The 20,619-nt window shown below is 62.2% G+C and carries 17 protein-coding genes; 12 read left to right on the forward strand and 5 right to left on the reverse strand.

Annotated features, from left to right (window positions below):
* Together ACIPSK_RS32185 and ACIPSK_RS32190 are read left to right on the forward strand one after the other, a co-directional pair.
* Positions 1-358: integrase core domain-containing protein (locus tag ACIPSK_RS32185; protein ID WP_446533128.1), on the forward strand; the 358-nt coding region annotated here is incomplete at its 5' end.
* Between the two features lie 190 nt (positions 359-548).
* Entirely contained in the window at positions 549-1,769 is a 1,221-nt protein-coding gene (locus ACIPSK_RS32190; RefSeq protein WP_162117776.1) for an MFS transporter, read from the forward strand.
* Here the strand turns inward: ACIPSK_RS32190 and dgcA are convergent.
* Positions 1,721-2,704 carry an N-acetyl-D-Glu racemase DgcA gene (dgcA, locus tag ACIPSK_RS32195; RefSeq protein WP_162117777.1) on the reverse strand — a complete coding sequence of 328 codons (984 nt, stop codon included), beginning with the start codon at positions 2,702-2,704 and terminating at the stop codon, positions 1,721-1,723. The genes ACIPSK_RS32190 and dgcA overlap by 49 nt on opposite strands.
* Positions 2,705-2,806: 102 nt before the next feature.
* Between dgcA and ACIPSK_RS32200 the strand changes: the two genes are divergently transcribed.
* The 4 genes from ACIPSK_RS32200 to ACIPSK_RS32215 are packed head-to-tail and all read left to right on the forward strand — an operon-like array spanning position 2,807 to position 6,841.
* Positions 2,807-3,976 carry an MlaE family lipid ABC transporter permease subunit gene (locus ACIPSK_RS32200; RefSeq protein ID WP_210254192.1) on the forward strand — a complete coding sequence of 390 codons (1,170 nt, stop codon included), beginning with the start codon at positions 2,807-2,809 and terminating at the stop codon, positions 3,974-3,976.
* A 1-nt stretch (position 3,977) separates the two neighbouring features.
* Positions 3,978-4,823, forward strand: coding sequence for an ABC transporter ATP-binding protein (locus ACIPSK_RS32205; protein ID WP_162117779.1), 846 nt, complete (start codon positions 3,978-3,980; stop codon positions 4,821-4,823).
* A gap of 9 nt (positions 4,824-4,832) precedes the next feature.
* Positions 4,833-6,203 carry an MlaD family protein gene (locus tag ACIPSK_RS32210; RefSeq protein ID WP_162117780.1) on the forward strand — a complete coding sequence of 457 codons (1,371 nt, stop codon included), beginning with the start codon at positions 4,833-4,835 and terminating at the stop codon, positions 6,201-6,203.
* A 26-nt stretch (positions 6,204-6,229) separates the two neighbouring features.
* Complete coding sequence (locus tag ACIPSK_RS32215; protein ID WP_162117781.1) at positions 6,230-6,841, forward strand: ABC-type transport auxiliary lipoprotein family protein; 612 nt, start codon at positions 6,230-6,232, stop codon at positions 6,839-6,841.
* 9 nt (positions 6,842-6,850) lie between these two features.
* On the opposite strand, the gene ACIPSK_RS32220 is transcribed toward ACIPSK_RS32215, so the two are convergent.
* Entirely contained in the window at positions 6,851-7,726 is an 876-nt protein-coding gene (locus ACIPSK_RS32220) for a D-alanyl-D-alanine carboxypeptidase family protein (protein ID WP_162117782.1), read from the reverse strand.
* Between the two features lie 386 nt (positions 7,727-8,112).
* Between ACIPSK_RS32220 and ACIPSK_RS32225 the strand changes: the two genes are divergently transcribed.
* On the forward strand, positions 8,113-8,862 hold the full coding sequence (locus tag ACIPSK_RS32225; RefSeq protein ID WP_162117783.1) for an aminoacyl--tRNA ligase-related protein: 750 nt from the start codon (positions 8,113-8,115) through the stop codon (positions 8,860-8,862).
* A gap of 54 nt (positions 8,863-8,916) precedes the next feature.
* On the opposite strand, the gene ACIPSK_RS32230 is transcribed toward ACIPSK_RS32225, so the two are convergent.
* Complete coding sequence (locus ACIPSK_RS32230; protein ID WP_162117784.1) at positions 8,917-9,252, reverse strand: isochorismatase family protein; 336 nt, start codon at positions 9,250-9,252, stop codon at positions 8,917-8,919.
* 157 nt (positions 9,253-9,409) lie between these two features.
* Complete coding sequence (locus ACIPSK_RS32235; RefSeq protein ID WP_162117785.1) at positions 9,410-16,390, reverse strand: apolipoprotein A-IV repeat region-like domain-containing protein; 6,981 nt, start codon at positions 16,388-16,390, stop codon at positions 9,410-9,412.
* 462 nt (positions 16,391-16,852) lie between these two features.
* Here ACIPSK_RS32235 and ACIPSK_RS32240 point away from each other — a divergent pair, with 462 nt between their 5' ends.
* Complete coding sequence (locus ACIPSK_RS32240) at positions 16,853-17,236, forward strand: Hpt domain-containing protein (protein WP_017964526.1); 384 nt, start codon at positions 16,853-16,855, stop codon at positions 17,234-17,236.
* A 260-nt stretch (positions 17,237-17,496) separates the two neighbouring features.
* Entirely contained in the window at positions 17,497-17,817 is a 321-nt protein-coding gene (locus ACIPSK_RS32245; RefSeq protein WP_003540151.1) for a 2Fe-2S iron-sulfur cluster-binding protein, read from the forward strand.
* 314 nt (positions 17,818-18,131) lie between these two features.
* Here ACIPSK_RS32245 and ACIPSK_RS32250 read toward each other — a convergent pair whose 3' ends face one another.
* Positions 18,132-18,758, reverse strand: a complete 627-nt coding sequence (locus ACIPSK_RS32250; protein WP_162117786.1) for a DUF922 domain-containing Zn-dependent protease — start codon at positions 18,756-18,758, stop codon at positions 18,132-18,134.
* A 101-nt stretch (positions 18,759-18,859) separates the two neighbouring features.
* On the opposite strand from ACIPSK_RS32250, the gene folP reads away from it, so the two are divergent.
* Genes folP through folK form a run of 3 tightly spaced genes read left to right on the forward strand, consistent with a single transcriptional unit; the run spans position 18,860 to position 20,602 of the window.
* On the forward strand, positions 18,860-19,729 hold the full coding sequence (gene folP, locus ACIPSK_RS32255) for a dihydropteroate synthase (protein WP_162117787.1): 870 nt from the start codon (positions 18,860-18,862) through the stop codon (positions 19,727-19,729).
* Positions 19,726-20,091 (forward strand): dihydroneopterin aldolase, encoded by a 366-nt coding sequence (gene folB / locus ACIPSK_RS32260; RefSeq protein ID WP_017964523.1) that lies wholly within the window; start codon positions 19,726-19,728, stop codon positions 20,089-20,091. The genes folP and folB overlap by 4 nt, the downstream gene beginning before the upstream one ends.
* Positions 20,084-20,602 (forward strand): 2-amino-4-hydroxy-6-hydroxymethyldihydropteridine diphosphokinase, encoded by a 519-nt coding sequence (folK, locus tag ACIPSK_RS32265; RefSeq protein WP_017964522.1) that lies wholly within the window; start codon positions 20,084-20,086, stop codon positions 20,600-20,602. The genes folB and folK overlap by 8 nt, the downstream gene beginning before the upstream one ends.
* Positions 20,603-20,619: the final 17 nt, after the last annotated feature.

Consider the following 20,619-nt stretch of genomic DNA (forward strand, 5'->3'; position numbering starts at 1 on the left):
CATCCAGTTCACCAACCGGGCCTGTGACCAAAATGCTTTCCAGCACATCTTCGACCGAGTCTGTGAGGAATACGAGATCGAGCATCGCCTGACAAAGGTTAAGCACCCATGGACCAATGGGCAGGTCAAGCGGATGAACCGGACGATCAAGGAAGCGACTGTCAAGCGCTTCCACTACGACGATCACGCACAACTGAAAAAGCATCTCGCCGACTTCATCGACGCCTACAATTTTGGGCGCAGGCTCAAGACACTAAAGGGCCTCACCCCCTTCGAGTTCATCTGCAAAAGGTGGACTTCCGAGCCAGATCGATTCATCATCGATCCTATCCATCAAATGCCGGGACTAAACACCTAGAGCACCGCGCGTCTTTTCAGACGCGTAAAGGACGCCGTAAACACTTAAAATAATAGAGTGGGTATTTGGCCGTTATCGTTTGGCGACAGGCCCTATTTTTTTCTAAAACGTTTCAGAACGGCTATTTCTCGCAATAGTCGCCTCCAGGGTGGTGTGTTAGGACAACGTCCAGTTTCCTTCAGGTCCACCTATGATTCCCGCTCAAAATTTCTCGACGGGTGAGGGAGCGCCGTCGCGCTTCCGGCTGCTCAGCGCGCTTTCCTATTGCGCGCCGCTGCTCGTCAACGGCATCGTCCTGCCGTTCTTTCCCGTCTGGCTCGCAACCCACAGCTTCAGCGACCACGAGATCGGCATCATCCTTGCGATACCCATGGTGGTTCGCGTGCTGGTGGCGCCTGTCGTCGCCATGATCGCCGACCGCTTGAAGGAGCGCGCCGACGTGCTGCTTTGGTCGGGTGGCCTGTCGCTGCTGACGGCGATCGCGCTCTTCTGGACGACGACCTTCTGGCCCGTGACGATCATCTATGCGCTGCAGGGCGCCACCTTCGCACCCTATGTGCCTATCGTCGAATCGATCGTCATCTCGGGCGTGCGCCGCTGGGGGCTCGATTACGGGTCGATGCGCGTGTGGGGCTCCATCGCCTTCATCGTCTCGACGCTGGTCGGTGGCCAGATGATCAGCCGGTGGGGCGGCGGCATGGTGCTTGACGTCATGGTGTTCGGCTTTGTCATGACGGTTATCATGGCGATCTTTTGTCCGCGCATCGGGCCGACGCGGCGCCGCGGCCAGCCGATCAACATTCCGGCCGCTACCGGCAGTGGCCTGCGCGAGCCGCACCTGCTGCTGCTTCTGATCGGCGTCGCCATCCAGCAGTCGAGCCACGCGGTGCTGAACGCCTTTTCCTCGATCTACTGGCATCAGCTCGGCTTCTCCGGCACTGAGGTCGGGCTGCTCTGGAGCGCCGGCGTCGCTTCGGAAGTGACGGTGTTCTTCCTGTCGAAGCGTCTCAACCGTCGCTTCGACGCCTGGACGCTGATCCGCTTCGGCTGCGCCGTCAGCGTCTGCCGCTGGATCCTGTTTCCGATGAATACCGGCTTTGCCGGTTTCTTCCTGCTGCAATGTTTCCACGGCTTCACCTACGCCTTCGTGCATACCGGTGTGCAAAGGCGGATCATGGCGACGGTGCAGGAGACGCAGGAATCATCAGCGCAGGGCGCCTATTTCTTTTATGTCGGCATGGCGATGGCGCTGATGACCCTGGCGTCAGGTTATCTCTATGCCTGGCTTGGCGTCGTCAGCTATTACGTCATGGCCGTGGTCGCGTTCTCCGGACTCGGCCTCGTCATCTCAGCCTATTATCTTCAGCCCCAGAGGGTGCTTTCGGGTGGAAAGACCAGGGAAGCGGCGTAATGCAGGCCGGGTTCGCGGTCGCGGGCCAGCAGCAGCGGACCGTCGAGATCGACGAAATCGGCATTCTGGGCGAGCAGAACGGCGGGCGCCATGGCAAGCGAGGTGCCGACCATGCAGCCGATCATGATGCCGAATCCAAGCCGTTCGGCTTCGGCCTTCATCGACAGCGCCTCCGTCAGGCCGCCCGTCTTGTCGAGCTTGATGTTGATCGCGTCGTAGCGGTCGGCAAGGCTTGCGAGATCGCCGGTGTGGTGGACGCTCTCGTCGGCGCAGACGAGAAGCGGGCGGCGGATTTCGGCGAGCAGCCTATCGCCGCCAGCCGGCAGCGGCTGCTCGACGAGGGCGATGCCTGCTTCCGCGGCGATATGGAGATGACGCTCCAACACGGCCTCCGGCCAGCCCTCATTGGCGTCGAGAATGATGGCGGCATCGGGCGCGGCGGCGCGGACGGCGCGGATGCGGCTTTCATCGTCGCCAGTGCCGACCTTGACCTTCAGCAGGGCGCGGCCGGCATGCTCGCGCGCCTGGGCGGCCATCACCTCCGGCGTGCCAAGGGAGATGGTGTAAGCGGTGGTGAGCGGCTTCAGATCGGAAAGGCCGAGGCGGGCGGCGACGCTGTCTCCGGTCTGCTTCGCCTGGAGGTCCCAGAGGGCGCAGTCGACGGCGTTGCGGGCCGCGCCCGGCGGCATGGCCGACAGCAGGTCGCTGCGCGAAATGCCGGCCTCGATCAGCGGTCGCGCGGCCTCGATCTGGGCGAAAACGCTCTCCAAGGTCTCGCCGTAGCGGCGGTAGGGCACGCATTCGCCGCGCCCCTGCGCACCCTCTTCGACAAGCGTGCAGGTGATCACTTCCGCCTCGGTCTTTGCCCCGCGCGAGATGGTGAAGGTCCCGGCAATCGGAAAGGAATTCATCTGGATATCGAGAGTGCGCGGCATTTTTGCTCTCCTACGAGCATGGAAATTGCACGGTGCTTCTGTATATTGACGCGCCGGGCGACGAAGGATCTGCTTCGCGATTCGGCAATGTCACTATAAGACCTGAAAGACACAAGTATCTTGAACGCCGAGAATCGCAACGCTGCCTCCCTTGATGTGGACGACCAGGCTGATGGCTCGGGACAGCGTGTGCGTCTTCAAGGAAATTGGCGCAGCGCCTACATCCATCTGGTGCTGCGCGATTTCGAAAAGCTGCTGCAGAAAAAGACCGGTGACCTGACTGTAGACCTCTCGGCCGTTTCGGATATCGACACCGCCGGCATCTGGCTGCTGTGCCGGCTGAAGAAACAAGAAGAGGCGGGCGGCCGGGTGGTTCGCTTCGAAGGCACCAATCCGCATATCGACGAAATGCTGGAGATGTTTTCCGAGGAGCCGGCCAAGCCCGAGCCAGAGCAGACGGAGAAAGTCTCTCTTATTGCACGCATCTTCACACCGATCGGCAAAATGACCTATGAGGTGTGGGACAATTTCGCTGCCGCCATGTATATCCTCGGCTCGGCGGTGCGTGGCGCCCAGATGAAATTCGGCCGCGGCAGCGGTGTTTCACCGGCCTCGATCGTCAACCAGATCGACCATATGGGCGTTCGCGCCGTCCCGATCATTCTTTTGATGTCGTTTCTGATCGGGGCGATCATTGCCCAGCAGGGCGCCTTTCAGCTGCGCTACTTCGGCGCTGAGGTTTTTGTCGTCGATCTGGTCGGCATTCTGCAATTGCGCGAAATCGGCGTGCTTCTGACCTCGATCATGATCGCCGGCCGCTCGGGCAGCGCGATCACCGCCGAAATCGGCTCGATGAAGATGCGCGAGGAGATCGATGCGCTGAAAGTGATGGGCCTGAACCCGATCGGCGTGCTGATCTTCCCACGGCTGGTGGCGCTGACCATCGCGCTTCCGCTTTTGACGGTGCTCGCGAATTTCGCTTCGCTGGGCGGTGCTGCCGCCGTCGCCTGGGGATATTCCGGCATCACCTTCGCCAATTTCCTGTCGCGCCTGCACGAAGCGGTGACGCTGTCGACGGTGCTGTCGGGCATGATCAAGGCGCCGTTCATGGCGCTGGTCATTGGCATCGTCGCCGCCGTCGAGGGGCTGAAGGTCGGTGGCAGCGCGGAATCCCTCGGCCAGCATGTGACAGCCTCGGTGGTGAAGGCGATTTTCGTCGTCATCCTGATGGACGGGCTTTTTGCGATGTTCTATGCAGCGATCGATTTTTAGGATGGCGGACCGCGTGGACGAGAAACCGATCGATATGGAAGGCAAGGACGAAAGGGACATCGTGCTGTCGGCGCGCGACGTCACCGTCGGCTTCGGCTCCAAGGTCGTGCTCGACAATCTGAACCTCAATATCTACCGCGGCGAGATCCTCGGCTTCGTCGGTGCGTCGGGCACCGGCAAATCGGTGCTGATGCGCACTGTGCTCCGGCTGCTGCCGCGCCGCTCCGGTACGATCAAGATCCTCGGTCAGAATTTCGATGAACTCGACGAGCCGCAGCGCAACGCGCTCGACATGCGGCTCGGCGTGCTGTTCCAGCAGGGAGCACTGTTTTCGTCGCTGACCGTCAAGGAAAACATCCAGGTGCCGATGCGCGAATATCTCGACCTGCCGACCTCGCTGATGGATGAGCTGGCGCATCTGAAGATCCGTATGGTCGGGCTTGCAGCCGACGCCGCCGACAAATATCCATCCGAACTGTCCGGCGGCATGATCAAGCGCGCAGCCCTGGCCCGCGCGCTGTCACTCGATCCGGAACTGGTCTTCCTGGACGAGCCAACCTCCGGCCTCGACCCGATCGGCGCGGCCGAATTCGACGAACTGATCGCCAGCCTGCGCGATAGTCTGGGATTGACCGTGTATATGGTCACGCACGACCTCGACAGCCTGTTTTCGGTCTGCGACCGTATTGCCGTGCTCGGAAAGAAGCGAGTAATGGTGGAAGGCACGATCGACGACATGCTGGCCTATGACGATCCGTGGGTGCAGGCCTATTTCAAGGGCAAACGCGCGCGGTCGATCGTGCCGCAGAACGATGCTGCCGCGCGGCACGACAGCGGCGGAAAGTGACCGGATAAGATGGAAACCAAAGCCAACTACACGATTGTCGGTTTTTTCACGGTGCTGGTGATCGCGGCTGCCTTCGGCTTCGTCTACTGGATGGCCGAATATGGCCGCGGCGGCCCGATGACGGAACTGATCGTGCGTATTCCGGGCTCGGCCAACGGCCTCAGCGTCGGCTCGCCGGTGCGCTTCAACGGCATCCAGATCGGCTCGGTGCAGACGTTGTCGATCGATGCCGACGATCCGCAATATTCGCTGGCCTTCACCCAGGTGCGCACCGATGCGCCGATCTATCCCTCGACCAAGGCCGCCCTTGAAATCCAGGGCTTGACGGGCGCTGCCTATATCGAACTGTCAGGCGGCCGGAAGGGCGAGGAAAGCATCCTCCAGCATGCGATCGACAACGGCAAACGCGCCGTCATCGTCGCCGACCAGTCAAGCGTCACCAATCTTCTGGCAACGGCCGACAAGATCCTCGATCGTGCCAACGACGCGGTTGGTGAACTTCAGGGTTTCATCGAAGATTCGCGCGGGCCGCTGACCGAGACTTTCAAGAATGCCGAGACGTTCTCGGATGCGCTTGCCAAGAATTCCGGCAATATCGACTCCTTCCTGCAGAGCGTGGGTGAACTCTCCAATACGGTGAAGGCGGTCTCCGGTCGTGTCGATTCGACGCTTCAAGCCGTCGAAAAGCTGGTCAAGGCGGTCGATGCACAGAAGATCGACAACATCGTCTCCAATGCCGACAAGATTACCGCCAATGTCGCCGATGCTTCGGGCGACCTCAAGGGCGCGATCCAGAAGTTCGACGAGACGGCCACCACCTTCAACGATTTCGGCAAGCAGGCGCAGGCGACACTCGACCGCGTCGACACGCTCGTTGCCCAGATCGATCCCCAGAAGGTGAAGGGTTCGGTCGACGATATCGCGCAGGCGACCAAGGATGCGCGCGCTGCCGTCGCCTCGATCCGCGATGTCGCCAGCACGGTTTCGGCGCGTCAGAAAGATATCGACCAGACGATCCAGGACGTGTCGCAGCTTTCCAACAAGCTGAATTCGGCCTCGACCCGCATCGATGGCATTCTCATCAAGGTCGATGCGCTGCTCGGCACCGACAATACGCAATCGCTGTTCACTGAGGCGCGCGAGACGCTGGAATCCTTCAAGAAGGTGGCCGACAGCCTGAATTCGCGCATCGGGCCGATCGCCGACAATCTGCAGAAATTCTCGAACGGCGGCTTGCGCGACGTGCAGACTCTCGTCAATGACATGCGCGGAACCGTCAGCAATCTGAACGACACGATCACCAACTTCGACCGCAATCCGCAACGCCTGATCTTCGGCGGGGAAACGGTCAAGCAATATGACGGCCGGACGCGGCGTTAAACTGGGGAAGTCAGGGGTAGCCGAATATGGTCGCATCGCATCTGTCGTCACGCCGTTCTTGGATCAGGGGAACGGTGATCGCGCTGCCGCTGACGGCGCTGATCCTTTCGGGGTGCGGCACCGCGGCCAAGAACGACACCTATGACCTGCCCGCCGCCGTCGATGGCAGCGGGCCCGCGGCCAAATCCCGCCAGATCCTGATCGCCAGCCCGACGGCGCTAAGGTCGCTCGACAGCGAGCAGATCGTCATCCGTGTTTCGCCTTCGGAAATCCAGTATCTCTCGAAGGCGCAGTGGGGCGACAAGCTGCCGCGCATAGTGCAGTCGAAGCTGGTGGAAGCCTTCGAGAACTCCGGCAAGCTCGGCGGCGTCGGCATGCCGGGGCAGGGGCTGGCGATCGACTACCAGATCGTCACCGATATCCGCTCCTTCGAGATCGATGCTTCGAACGGCAACCACGCGGTGGTCGAGATTTCCGCCAAGATCCTCAATGACCGCAACGGCTCGGTGCGCGCTCAGGAGGTGTTCCGCGCCATGGCGCCGGCCGGCGGCGACAATGACGGCTTCGTCAAGGGCCTCGACCGCGCCTTCTCAACGGTCGCCAGCGAGATCGTCAGCTGGACGCTGAAGACCATCTAAGTTTTCGAGCTACTTCGTCGGTTGCGAATCCGTCATCGTCGTTCCCGGCTGGCTGCCGGGTGTCGTGGAAGCAGTGGCAGTCGATGACGGCGACAGGGTGCTGTCCAGCAAGCTTGCCATCTTATCGTCGCGTATGCTCGCGGTCTTTTCGCCCATGACGACGCCGATTACGCGGCGGCCATCCTTCAACGCCGACGTCACGACATTGTAGCCCGATGCGTCGGTGTAGCCGGTCTTGATGCCATCGACGCCGTCATAGCGATACATGAGGTTGTTGTGGCCGCGCAGCTTCATGCCGCGGAACTGGAAGCCGCGCATGGAGAAGAGCTTGAACTCCTCGGGAAAGTCCCGCATCAGCGAAACGCCAAGTGTCGCCATGTCCCGCGCCGTGGTGACTTGCTCAGGATCGGGAAGGCCCGATGGGTTCTTGAAGACCGTATCCTTCATGCCGAGCTGACGTGCCTTGTCGGTCATCGCCTTGGCGAAAGCCTCTTCGGAGCCGCCAAGCTGCTCGGCGATTGCGACAGCAGCGTCGTTGGCGGACAGCACGACAATCCCTTCCACCGCTTCGCGCAGCGTCACCTTGCGGCCAGCGCCGACGGCAAGCTTGAAGGGCTCCTTGCTTTCGGCATTTTCCGACATGGTCAGCTTCTGATCCCAGTTGAGGCGTCCGTCATGCAGGGCCTCGAAGGCGAGATAGAGCGTCATCATCTTGGTCAGTGACGCGGGATAGTTCAGATCGTCCTGATTGGAACCTTCGAGGACCTGGCCGGACTGCGCATCGACGACGAAACTTGCCTGGCCGGCCTCAGCCAGCGTGACGGCGCCCATCAGGAAAGCAGAGGCGAGCGCGGTGGCAAGGAGCCTGGATGTCGTCTTGGTCATCAATGTTGCTGTCTCTATCGTTTGGTCATTAGCTTGAACGCAAGGGGATTAAAAAGGTTTGTGACGGAATGAAGGAGCGGGGGCAACAAAAAAGGGTCATCCACAGATGATCCCTTTTGTCTCACCATGTCCTTCGACCGACGTCCGGCTCGCTGCGGCCGTTTGACAATGTCCGGCTGGGAACGTAGAGAATTTCGCCATGAGCACGAAGCGCGCGCCCATCTCCCGTCATATCCGCACCTGCCCGCAGGTTGCGATCTTGCGCGCTTTTGACGGACGAGGTCTCCGCGTCCTGCTGTGACGTACGGGCGCTATCGACGTCCGGCGCGCTGCTGGACGTAAAACCCCTCACCACGTCAATCGAGGCTGCCAGGGAGACAGGCACCGTGCTCAATATTTATCATGTCAATTCGCTCGTCCATTGGGAGGAGCGCGAGATCCATCTGCGCGATCATATGATCCGCTTCTTCTCGCAAGAGGTCCGCAGTTTTCTCAGATCCGTCAATCCGGCCTGGGATGTCAGGAGGGTTGAGGCGCCGGCGCTGATGCCGCGGTCACTTGTTTCAAGCGCCTATTCGAACGCCGATATCTGGGTCCAGGAGCAGCTCTCCACCAGCGATACCGCGCTGGTGCTGAGACCGGACACCACGCCGTCGACCTACATCTATATGCAGCATATCCTCGGCAATCATTCCAAGACACGGCTGCCGCTCTGCGTCTGGCAAGCGGGCAGATCCTATCGTCGCGAGCAGGAACAGCCGACCAGACACATGCGGCTGAAGGAATTCTGGCAGCTTGAATTCCAATGCGCCTTCACGGCCGATAGCGGTAACGACTATCACGCCGCATGCCTCGATCCGGTCCGTCGGATGATCGCATCGCTGATCCATCTGCCGACGCGGATCGTACCTTCCGACCGGCTGCCGGGCTATTCCGAGGTGACTGTCGATATCGAGGTCGACAATGGCGACAAGTGGATGGAGGTCTGCTCGATCTCGCGACGCACGGATTTTCCGCAGCGTTACCGGTCGCAGCCGAAGAAGGGAGCTGCCTTCGACCAAGACGTGCTCGTGCTTGAGATCGCCATAGGTCTCGATCGGTGCATTTATAACTGGAGCATAGCCGCCGATCGGTGAGATATCGGAATCCGGTGCTGCCAGGCGGTCCCGGTTCTCATGTGGTTTGAGAATTTATGAAAACTCGATCTCGGCAGCGGGGCGGATTTCTACCGTTGCCTTGCCGGCATCGAAACCATCGAGCGTTTCATTGTGATGGGCAATGATCTCGGAGAAGGTGAAGGTCGCTGTGTCGCCGGTCATGTGACCATCGGCAATCAACGGGCCAACGTCGCCGTCATGCTGAACGAGCACGACCTGCGCGCCCGCCTGCCGAGCTTTTTCTTGCAACACTGCCAAGCGCGCAACGGTCTCGTCGAGTGCGGTATCGATGTAAGGCTGCCGTTCAGGCGAGGCTTTGCCGGCGAGGATCGCGTTCTGCACGTCGATGATCAGAAGGGCCTTGGTCATTTCGGGGAGGTTTCCGTAACTGAACGGTGGATGGTTTCGTTTCGGAATGCTTTGCTTTTGTATATCTGCAGAGATGCCTGGTCACGCTCGCAATATAGAACGAAAGCCGCCTGACACGTGTTCAAGCGGCTTTCCAAATCGCAGGTCCCAGTCAGGCTCAGCCGAGCCTGCCTGCGGCATGAGCGAGCATGGTGTAGACCTTGCCCGTATCCGAGGTGAGGTAGGACTGCGTCACCGTCCGGTTCGGGTCGGTGCGGGCGACGTCGGCGAGCAGCTTTTCGAAATCACCGATATAGCGGTCGACGGCGGTGCGGAATTCCGGTTCGCGGTCGTATTTGCGCTTGATCTCGTCGAAAGTCTGCTGGCCCTTCAGCGTATAGAGGCGACGAGTGAAGACGTCGCGCTCGCCGCGCTGATAACGGCGCCAGAGATCGACCGAGGCGTCGTGGTCGATGGCGCGAGCGATATCGACCGAGAGCGAGTTCAGCGATTCGACGACGTGCCGCGGATTGCGGCTATCGCTGTTGCTGCGCGTCGCAGGGGCGGCGGTTTCCGCTTGGCGGGCCGGGGCGCGGGCAGGCGCTTCGTCGGCGGCCTCGTCACGCGATGCACCGCGCAGGAGATCGCTGATCCAGCCGCCGCCTTCGGCGCGCGCCGGTTCCTGGCGGGCTGGCTCCTGGCGAGCGGGGGCAGGCTGCGGCGCGCCGCGCGGAGGGGCGGCAGCCGGCGCAGACGGTGCAATCGTTCCGCGCAGGCCCGTCGCTTCAAGCGGCGGCGGCGCTGCCGGCTGCGGCGGCTGGGCTGCGACCGGCTGGGTGGGACGCGGGGCCGGCTGCGCCTGGGCAAGCGTGCGGGCGACAGGTTCGGAGATCTCAAGCTGCTGGCTGGAGCGGCCGACGAGCTGGGAGATATCCTGCAACGCCTTGATCTGCTCGGCGACCGCCCGGCGCATGGCCGAGGCGCTTTCCTTGGCTTCCTCGGGAAGATCGAAGGCGCCGCGCTTCAGTTCGGCACGGGTCGCGTCGAGTTCACTGCGGATGTCGGCGGCAGAGCGGCGGATATCTTCGGTGGCGCCGGAGAAGCGGCCGACTGCATCGTCGATCGCCTCGCGTAGCGCTTCCCGCATGTGCTGGGCGGCACCGTCGGAGGCGCGGCCGGCTTCGCCGAGCATGCGCTCGACGTCCGACAGCGAGGCGGTGAGACCGCCGCGAATGCGATTGGAGAGATCGCCGGAACGGCGTTCGACATTGGCGAAAGTGCCGTCGATCGTCGTATTGGCCTCGTCGCCGGCGCGGGTGATCGCCTCGCGCATCGTCTCTGCCGCTTCCTGGGCGCGCTTCTCGGTTTCGGTGAGAATGCGGCCAATGTCAGCAAAGGAGGATTGCACGCCTTGGCGCAAATTGCCGGTGACCTGGCTGGAGCGCTGTTCTGCCCGCTCGAACACGGTCTCGATCATGCCGCCGAGGCCTTGCATGGTCTTTTCGATCTCGGCGGAGCGCTGGACGAGGCCGACAGAGAGTGTCTGCAGCGCGCTCTCGCGTTCCTCGAGCGTCGAGGCGAGGTTGGACTGGGCGGCGCCGAGAAGCTGCGAGGCCTGGGTCAGGACCTTGGAGTGTTCGTCGAAGCGGCCGATGATGCCGCCGACCTGCGCCAGCGTCTGGCCCGAGATGTCGGAGAGGCGGTCGATCTTGCCTTCGAGAAGCCTGGTGGAGGCGGAGACCATCTCGGCGGCCTTGGTGGCGGAGTCGGCAAACCGCGTAGTGGTATCGCCCAGACGACCGTCGACGCTGGTCAGCTGCTCGGCGGCGCGGTTCATCATCATCGCCATCGCCGCGCTGCTTTCCGACATTCGCTGGACGAGGCCGTTGACGTTGCCGACCAGGCTGTTTTCGATGGCGCTGACGGCATTGGCGACATTCTCGGTGCGGGCGGCAACGGCGCTGGCGAGCGCTTCGTTTTCGGCGCGCAGACGGTCGGCGCTGAGGTTGGCTGCGGCGGTGATGCGGGCGGCGGCCTGCTCGCCGGCATCAGTGTAGCGGTCGATGATCGGGCGGGCCGTCTCGTCGAGGATGCGTGTCAATTCGACCGAACGGCCTGATAACATCGAGTTGAGGTCGCGGGTGCGCTCCTCGAGCGTCGAGCGGATCGAGTTGCCGCGCGCTTCGAGCGCCCGGTCGATCTCGGAGAACGTCGTATCGATCTCGCGGGCTCGCTCCTCGAGATTGGTGCGAATGGCGCTGCTGCGCGCTTCGAGCGCCCGGTCGACATCCGCCATGGTTGCGGAAATCTCACTGCCGGCGCCCGTGAGCGTCGAGCGGATGGCGTTGCCGCGTGACTCCAGAGACTGGCTGGCATCCGACAGCACCTTGGAGATGGCATTGACTTGCGTGCCGACGATGGTCTCAGCCTCGGCGACTTTGTTGACGATGGCGTTGCCGGCTTCCGAGAAGGTTTGGGCAACGGCAGCGGCCTGGCTTGCCAGCCGGTTCTGAGCTTCGGCAACGCGGGTGACGATCTGCGACGAGCGCTCATCCATGGTGCGGGTGAATTCGTCGCTTTTCACATTGAGATCCTCGGCGAATTGCTGGCCTGTCTTGCCAAGCAGTTCGGTGGTTCTCGTCGCTTCGCCTTCCATTCCCTGGGCCGCGTCGGCAACCGCGCTGCGCAGCGTCGAGGCGAGACCAGCGGCCTTGCCTTCGATGGTGCGGTTGACGGCATCGAGGCCGACGGTCAACGCACGGTCCATGGTGGAGAGGCGTTCCTCGATGCGTTCATTGCCGCGGTCGAGCGTTTCGGCGAGGCTCGCGGTTCGGCCATCGATAGCGCCGGTCAGGCTGGTGGTGCGGCTGTCCAGCGTCTCGGCCAGATTGGCGGTGCGGCTGTCGATCGCCTGAGTGAGGTTTGCGGCGCTGCCTTCGAGCGTCGCCGAGATGCGCTGTGTGGCGTCGTCGCTGAGCGCGCCGAGACGAGAGACGCCGTCGGCAAGCACGCCGGACAGCTGGCCGCTGGCCGCTTCGACCTTTTCGGCAACACCGCCGACGCCGTCGCGGATGCGGGTTTCGATCGCCGCAAGACCGGCTTCCACACGCGATCCGGTTTCATCAAAACGGCCCGTCAGGTTTTCGACCGACCGGTCGAGACGGGTGGACAAATCCTGGGTGGAGCTCGAAATCGCACTTGCCGCCTCCTGGAAGCGGCCGGCGATCTGGCCGGCGCCGGCATGCATGCGATCTTCCAACGTCTGGGCGCCGGCATCGATCGCCTGGCGGATCGCGGCTTCACGGTGCTCCAGCGACAATTCGAGCATGCCGACGCTCGTCGCCACCGAGGTGCCGATGCTGGTCGCCTGTTCGGCCAGCGTATCGCTGATCAGTGCATGGGCCTGGTTCAGCGATAGGTCTATGGCGTTGGCGCGGTCTTCGAGCGTCGTGCGGATGCGCTCATGGGCCGAGGCAAGCCCGCCCTCGATGCGCGCCGCGGCTTCGTCGGCAAGGCCGCCGAGCCGTGTATGTGCATCGGTCAGACGGCCTTCTATACGGCCGGTCAAGCCGCCGACGAGATCCTCGAAGCGGGCGCCGCCGGCATCGAGAACACCCGAGAGGGCGGCGCTATGTTCGGAAAGCGCATTTTCGAGCCGCTGCTGATTGTCGGTATAGGCGGTGCGGATCGCATCGGTCTTGTCGGAGAAGGCACCGGCGACTCGTGCCTCGGCACCGGAGACGGCCTCCATGATGGCGTTGCTGCGGGCTTCGAGCACGCTGTCGAAGCGGCTCTGGTTATCGTCGAGCGAAATGGCGAGCGCCATGGTCTTTTCGTCGAGCGTATCGGTGAGCCGGTCGTGGGTTGCCGTCACGGCGCCGATGATCGCGGCGGTGCGGTGCCCCAAGGCTTCCTCGAGGCGGGCCTGGCCTTCGCGCAGCGAAGTGGCGAGGGAGGCGGCCTTCTGGTCGAGTACACCGTTCAGGCCAACATGCGTGCCGGAAACCGCATTGGTGATCGCATCGGCGCCTGTTGTCAGCGTCTCCTCGAGACGGCTCTGGCTCTCGTTCAGCGAGATGGCAAGCGCCATCGCCCGGTCGTCAAGTGTCTCGGACAGGCGGTCGTGGGTGGCAGAGACCGCATTCAGGAAGGATTCCGAGCGGCTCTCCAGAGTATCCTGCAAGCGGCTCTGGCCCTCGTTCAGGGAGGCGGCGATCGCCGTCGCCTTTTCGTCGAGCGTTTCCGAGAGACGGTCGTGCGTGCCGGACACGGCCTTGAGGAAGGCTTCGGAGCGTGCTTCCAGCGTGTCTTCGATCCGCGACTGGCTCTCGTTGAGCGAGATGGCGAGCGTCATCGCCTTCTCGTCCAGCGTCTCGGACAGACGGTCATGCGTGCCGGAGACCGCATTCAGCAGGGCTGCCGAACGGGTTTCCAGCGTGTCTTCGATACGCGTCTGGGTTTCGTTGAGCGAGATGGCGAGTGCCATCGCCTTTTCGTCCAGCGTCTCGGAGAGGCGATCATGGGTGCCGGAGACGGCGTTCAGCAGGGCCGCGGAGCGGGTTTCGAGCGTATTCTCGATACGGGCGTGGCCTTCGCTCAGCGAGGTGGCAAAAGCTGCCGCCTTGCCCTCCAGCGTCTCGGAGAGACGGTCATGGGTGCCGGAGACGGCGTTCAGCAGAGAGGCGGAACGGGTTTCAAGCGTCTCCTCGATACGGGCCTGGCTCTCGTTCAAGGACATGGCCAGCGCCATCGCCTTCTCGTCGAGCGTCTCGGCAAGACGGTCGCGCGTGCCGGATACAGTGTTCAACAGTGCCTCGGCGCGTGTTCCAAGCGCATCCTCGATGCGGGCATGGCGCTCGTCGAGCGAGGTCGTAAGGGCCGCCGCCTTGCTGTCCAGCGTTTCCGACAAACGATCATGCGTGCCAGACACGGCGTTGAGAAAGGCCTCGGAGCGCGTCTCAAGTGTATCCTCGATGCGGGCATGGCTCTCGTTCAGAGAGATGGCAAGCGCCATCGACTTTTCATCGAGCGTCTCGGCAAGACGGTCATGGGTGCCGGAGACGGCATTGATGATGGCATCGGAGCGGGTTGCCAGCGTTTCCTCGAAGCGGCCGTGATGGGCGGTCAGCGCCTCGACCAGTGCGCCGCCGCGCTCTGCCATGACACTGTCGATGCGGCCGTGGGCCGTGCCGAGCGCCTCGCTGATTTCGGCCGCACGCGCAGCAAGCACGCCGCTGAGCTCCTCGGCGCGACCGCCGAAGGCAGCGGTCACCTGTTCTGTGCCAGCGGCAACGGCAGTCGTCAGATCGGTGGTGGTGGTGCGCAGCGTGTCGCGGAATTCGTCCGAGCGCGTCTGAAGGTTGTTCTCCAGTTCGGAGGTGCCCGATGCAAGGGTCAGCGCGATTTCAGAAGTCGCGCTCTGCAGCGCAGAGGTCAGTTCACCGGTGCGGCTGGTGAGTGCCGTGGTGATTTCATCTGCGCGGCTGCCGAGCGTGCTTTCCAGCACTTCGTGGCCGGTAGCGAGCGCGGTGGCGAGCGCCAGCGACTGGTCTGATAGCGACGAACCAAGCCGGTCGATGCCGGAATTCAGGATGCCGTCGATCGAATCCGAGCCGCCGGTCAGCGTCTCGTTGATACGAGCGAGGCTTTCCATCAGCTTGGTGTCGAGCGAGCCGGTTCGCTTGTCGAAGGCGCTGGTGAACTCGGCGACGCGTTCGTCGAAGGCGGTCGACAGCTGGGCGACGGTCGTCTGCAGCCGCTCCTCGAAGAAGCCGGAGCGCACGTCGAGATCCATGACGGCGTCGTCGGCGGTGGTCTGCAGGCTCTGGCGGAAGCTTGCGCCTTTTTCGTCGAGCGCGCTGTTCAGCTTCGACAGCACGTCGTCAAGCGTGCCGCCGATGGTACGTTCGCCTGACGTCAGGCTCTCGTTGATCTCGCGGGTGCGGGCGATCAGGATCTCGTTGAGCTGGTGCGTGCGCTCGTTCAGCGCCGCATTCAGCTTCTCGGTGCTGCTGTCCATGGTCGAGGCGCGCGTTTCGAACTGGCTGAGCAGTCTTTCGCCATGGTCGTTGAGATTGACGGAGAGCGCTTCGAGGCGGTTGTCGAATTCTGTGGCGAGCGCAAAACCCGATGCGTTCAGGGTCTGCAGCAGGGTATCTGTCTTGGCAGAGAGCAGGCTGCCCATCGACTGCAGGGCGCTGTCCGATTTTTCCAGGATCGTCGCGGCGCGCGTATCGATCAGCGAGGCGAAGGCTTCGCCGGATGTGGCAAGCCGCACCGCGATCTCTTCGGTCGCCAGCGACAGCTCTTCCTTCAGCTGGTCGTGCACACTGCCGATCGAGGTGCGGATACGATCGGCATGGTTGACGATCGCCTCACGCTCGGAGCCGAGTTCGTGGACGAGGCCGCGCACGCGCAACTCGTTGTCGGCATAGGAACGTTCAAGCGCATTGACTTCGGAATGGACGAGCGTTTCCAGCTCGGAGGCACGCGCGATGGTGCGCTCGATGCCCTCGTTCATGGCCGAGACCTCACGGCGCACGGCCTGGCCGACGGTCATGATGCGCTCGGAGGCGATGGTTTCCGGCTCTGCCAGGCGCAATGCCACCTCTGCCATGGAACGGGCGGCGTTGCGCATGTCCTGGGCGCGGGAGATCATGATGGCGAAGGCGTAGAACATCATCACGGGAACGATGATGCCGACGAGGCCGGCGATGACGCCGGGCAGGGCGACGAGGTCGGCGAGCGAACGGATCTGCCAGATCTGCGGAGCATAAAGCAGCGACATCAGGCCAAGGCCGGCCATGACCCAAAGCACGGAAAACAAGGTGGCGGTGCGCACCGCCGAGCGGCTGGAGGCGCCGTCAAAGGATTTCAGGATCGAGGCGGGCGTATTGCGGCTGGCATCGTTGGCGGGCGTGAAGGCCGGACCCCTGGAAGTCTGCTCGCCGGCGGCACCGCGGCGGCTGCGGCGCTGCGCTTCGTCCTGAGCCTGCTGATTACGCGCATTCGATGGATCAGACACATTAGCCTCCGGGGCCTGGGGCGCGTCGCCGCGGCGAGACGGTACGTTATCCTTGCTAAAGTCGATCTGGAGCGCCTCGTCCAATGCCTTGAACGCCTTGTCCTCAATTGACTCGTTGTATTTGTTGTTCGCCATTCGGGTATGCCTCGTTACTGTCAGCCGGCCCAACCGCGCATCCCTGGCTTCCGCCTCACCCGGGAACAACTTTGCCGTTCCAGCCTTCCATCCCAACGAAGGACGGATAAGCATGTCATTTCAGAGTAGATAGCCGCTTTTTCAAACGGAAGGTATCAAAACACTACCATTATCCACTCGCTCGGCAAAGGCGCGTACCATAAACCCGCTCCACCAGTATCGTAGTGACACATCTGAGGTCCTCACACAATTAATGAAGGCTTGAGATTCACGGCTCGTTAACCCGTTGTTAACATCTTTGAATCCGAGGCGTCGCTTAAAAACCAATAATTTAGGGATATTTAACGGACGTTAACCATATGGCGAGATTTCCGCCCTGAATGTGCCCGAATTTAACGTGATGGCCACTCTCCGGACGCAGAACTGTTGCAACTGCGGACGATAGAGACGGGAGAATTGGCAATGGCAGCCCAGATGGCAGCATTGAACATCGTATTCGAGGCGCCGGATAATGCAAAGGGACCGTGTCCTTCGAAGGTCCGGCCGATCGATCTGGTCCATCTCGCAAAGCAGACGATGGGCGACAAGACGTTGGAAATCGAAGTCCTTCAGATGTTTGCGCGCCAGGCCCGTGCCTGCCTCCAGGATATTGCAAGCGGCGAAACCATCCGTATTGGTGCAGCCGCGCACCGGCTGAAAGGTGCGGCAAGCTCCGTCGGCGCGTTCCGCGTGTCGCAGACGGCGGAAGCCGTCGAGGAAACCGGCGGTGATGCCGGCGCGACGGCAGCGCTCGGCGCTGCCGTTATCGACGCCGAGAATTTCATCCTGAAGCTCTGCCGCGGCTGATCTCTAGGTTTTCACCGACGCATGTCGCTGTGCCAAAACCGCCGCATATTTTTGGGCGATATGCATGAGGTACCGTTCGAACGAGGCCCGTTGTTCCATTGCGGAACCACGGGTCTTTTTGCGACGTCCCTGATGACGCTTTGAAGACGGCGGGCGAATGCCCGATCTGCGAGGCTGTCACGGATTTCCCAATGTTGACTGATGCGTCGAATTGTCGGAAGAAAATCCGCCCATCCACCTGAAGACCGGAAATAGTTCTGATGCCCAAACTTACCATCGTCGCCTTCGACGGCACGCGCTTCGACCTCGACGTCGACCAAGGCTCCACCGTGATGGAGAATGCCGTGCGCAATTCGGTGCCCGGCATCGAGGCCGAATGCGGCGGCGCTTGCGCCTGCGCAACCTGTCATGTCTATGTCGACGAGGAGTGGACGGAGAAGGTCGGCCAGCCGGAAGCGATGGAAGAGGACATGCTCGACTTCGCCTTCGATGTACGCCCGACCTCGCGGCTGTCCTGTCAGATCCGAATGAAGGCCGTCTATGACGGGCTCGTGGTGCACGTGCCGGAACGCCAGGCCTGAAGCGCAGCGCTTCAAACGTCGCCGAAAAATTCGATATCAAAAAAGACGCCTCGCGCGCTAGAGCGAGCGAGGCGAGGCGGGCGCATTACCTACGGATGAGGGAGGAACATCCGCGGCTTCGGAACGCGCCAGGAGAACCCAGCGATGAAAGTGCAGATGCCGTACCTGAACTTTCGAATGTGTTCATATTAACGCGTTCCGGTTGAGTCTGCCAGGATGAAAAATGACCATTCAATCGCTGGGGAGGGTGCAAGTTTCGCACAAGTTTCGTTGTGCAGCTAAGGTTTTCCGCTCGCAACAAGACTGAAAAAGCCTTATTTTGCGCCGGCTCGACCATTGATTCGATTGTTCAGCAACCTCAACATGCGCTTCTGAAAATTGACCGCCTCGACGCGGTCGAATCGCGCCTGCTGCCGATCGTGCTCCTCTATACCGCGAACTGATTCGCCGGAAACGAGTTCCTGCATGGCTTCGCAGCTGCGCTGCTGCGGCAGCGCCCGGATGGCGCGCTCCATGGCGCGGGCCTGATCGCGGGCGATCTCGGCATGGCGCTCCTCGTGGCGCTTGATATCGCTCGACAGAGCGTCCCAGATCATCGACAGCTCCTTGCTGGCGCCCTTGCGGCTGCTCCAGCGCGGCAGGATGATCTGGGTGTGGACCGTGACCTTGACGTTGCCGACGCGGCAGCGCCCGTTATCCTGAATGTAGGTTGCCTCGCCGCCGAAGCGGATCTTCGTGGCGCCGGGATGACGCGCCGAAGAGCCGCTCGCTGTCGGCCCGCGCCGGCTGAGTTCGCGGTCGAGCTCATCCGCGGTTTTGCCGCGAATGTCGAAATAAGAATAGCTTTTCGATGCGATCACTTCGGCTGCCACGGGGCTGCAGAGGGAAAGAGCAATGGAAAAGGCGATAGGAAGGACCATATAACGCACTGCAAGCGGCATTCTGAACGCAACCCGTGTTGAAATCGACGGGAGCTTGGGGCATAGCCACCGCAAGCGCAATATCGGATGGCGCTTTTTTCGTCTCCAATGGGATAAGTCTGGTGACAGGGCTCGAAGGCAGATTGTGGCGTGTCGGCCATGGCCGAGAGATCGAACTCGGCCGTCGTTCGACGATCATGGCGATCATCAACGTGACGCCGGACTCCTTCTCCGACGGCGGACGCTTTGAAACCGTCGATGCAGCAGTCGAACAGGCGCTGCGGGCGGTGAGCGAGGGTGCCGGGATTGTCGATATCGGCGGTGAATCGACCCGGCCGAACGCAGCAACCGTCAGCCCTTCCGAGGAGCAGGCGCGCGTGCTGCCCGTCATAGAGGCGCTGCGCGGCCGCACCCAGGCGCTGATTTCCATCGACACCTATCGCGCCGAGACGGCGCGGCTGGCAATCAGTGCCGGCGCCCATATCGTCAACGACGTCTTCGGGCTGCAGAAGGAGCCCGATATCGCCGATATCGCCGCGGTGACCGGAGCCGGACTCTGTATCATGCACACCGGTCGCGACAGAGTAAAACTTGTCGATGTGATTGCCGATCAGGTGCATTTCCTCGAGCGGTCGCTTGCGATCGCCGCTTCGTCAGGCGTCAACAGCGATCGCATCGTGCTCGATCCGGGCTTCGGCTTCGCCAAGGAGACTGCGGAAGAAAACCTGGAGCTGATGGCGCGGTTTTCCGAACTTTCCCGCTTCGGTCTGCCGCTGCTCGCCGGTACGTCGCGCAAACGTTTCCTCGGCGCGGTGACGGGGCGTGAGGCGCAGAACAGGGATGCAGCGACGGCTGCGACCAGCGCGCTGCTCAGACTTCAAGGGGCTGCGGTTTTCCGCGTGCACAATGTCGCAATCAACAGGGATGCGCTTGATATCGCCGATGCTATGCTCAATGCGCGCCAGGAATTCGAGAGGAAGCGGCCGACATGACCACCTACACGATTACGCTGCAGAACTGCGCCTTCTTCGCGCGCCACGGCGTGCATGACGAGGAGGAATTCCTTGGTCAGCGCTTCTTCGTCGATGCCGAGCTCGATGTCGTCGCCGGCGAGGCGCTGGAAAGCGATTCGATCAACGATACCGTCAATTACGGTGTCGCCTTCACCGTGATCGAGCAGATCGTCACGGGAAAACGGCGCTACCTGATCGAAGCACTGGCGCTCGATATCGCCAAGGGGCTCTGCGAGACATTCCCGCAGGTGCGGCGGGCGAAGATTACGGTGCGCAAGCCGAACGCGCCGGTCCCTGGCGTGCTCGATTTCGTGCAGGTGAGCGTTGAGCATTTTGCCTGAGGCCGCATTGCAATCCGCCACACTCGGTCTCGGCGGCAATATCGGCGATCCCGTAAAGGCGATGGCGGCGGCGCTGCAGAGGCTGGACGGACGGGACGACTGTCGGGTTACGGCGGTCTCGCGGCTCTATCGCACGCCGCCCTGGGGCAAGACGGACCAATCCTTCTTCTTCAACGCCTGCGCCGCCGTCGAGACCAGGCTGGCGCCTGAGGCTTTGCTCGATGTCTGCCTGTCGATCGAACGCGAAATGAAACGCGAGCGCATCGAGCGCTGGGGGCCGCGCACGCTCGATATCGACGTGCTGACCTATGGCGATGTGGTCCAGGACGCGCCGCGGCTGGAACTGCCGCATCCGCGCATGACCGATCGCGGTTTCGTGCTGATGCCGCTTGCCGATATAGCGCCGGGTCTGCTCGTCAGGGGCAGGGCGGTGAGTGAGTGGCTGTCGGATGCGGAGGTGACCGGAATCGAGGTCGCAGACGATAGTCGCGACTGGTGGCTGAGCGCCTGAAGCAAGGGGACCTGAAA

The sequence above is a fragment of the Rhizobium sp. LARHSG275 genome (genome assembly GCF_052871115.1).

Coding starts and splice junctions, on each gene's coding strand:
- ACIPSK_RS32190 (WP_162117776.1), top strand. CDS start 549: ATGATTCCCGCTCAAAATTTCTCGACGGGTGAGGGAGCGCCGTCGCGC.
- dgcA (WP_162117777.1), bottom strand. CDS start 2,704: ATGCCGCGCACTCTCGATATCCAGATGAATTCCTTTCCGATTGCCGGG.
- ACIPSK_RS32205 (WP_162117779.1), top strand. CDS start 3,978: ATGGCGGACCGCGTGGACGAGAAACCGATCGATATGGAAGGCAAGGAC.
- ACIPSK_RS32210 (WP_162117780.1), top strand. CDS start 4,833: ATGGAAACCAAAGCCAACTACACGATTGTCGGTTTTTTCACGGTGCTG.
- ACIPSK_RS32215 (WP_162117781.1), top strand. CDS start 6,230: ATGGTCGCATCGCATCTGTCGTCACGCCGTTCTTGGATCAGGGGAACG.
- ACIPSK_RS32220 (WP_162117782.1), bottom strand. CDS start 7,726: ATGACCAAGACGACATCCAGGCTCCTTGCCACCGCGCTCGCCTCTGCT.
- ACIPSK_RS32230 (WP_162117784.1), bottom strand. CDS start 9,252: ATGACCAAGGCCCTTCTGATCATCGACGTGCAGAACGCGATCCTCGCC.
- ACIPSK_RS32235 (WP_162117785.1), bottom strand. CDS start 16,390: ATGGCGAACAACAAATACAACGAGTCAATTGAGGACAAGGCGTTCAAG.
- ACIPSK_RS32240 (WP_017964526.1), top strand. CDS start 16,853: ATGGCAGCCCAGATGGCAGCATTGAACATCGTATTCGAGGCGCCGGAT.
- ACIPSK_RS32245 (WP_003540151.1), top strand. CDS start 17,497: ATGCCCAAACTTACCATCGTCGCCTTCGACGGCACGCGCTTCGACCTC.
- ACIPSK_RS32250 (WP_162117786.1), bottom strand. CDS start 18,758: ATGCCGCTTGCAGTGCGTTATATGGTCCTTCCTATCGCCTTTTCCATT.
- folB (WP_017964523.1), top strand. CDS start 19,726: ATGACCACCTACACGATTACGCTGCAGAACTGCGCCTTCTTCGCGCGC.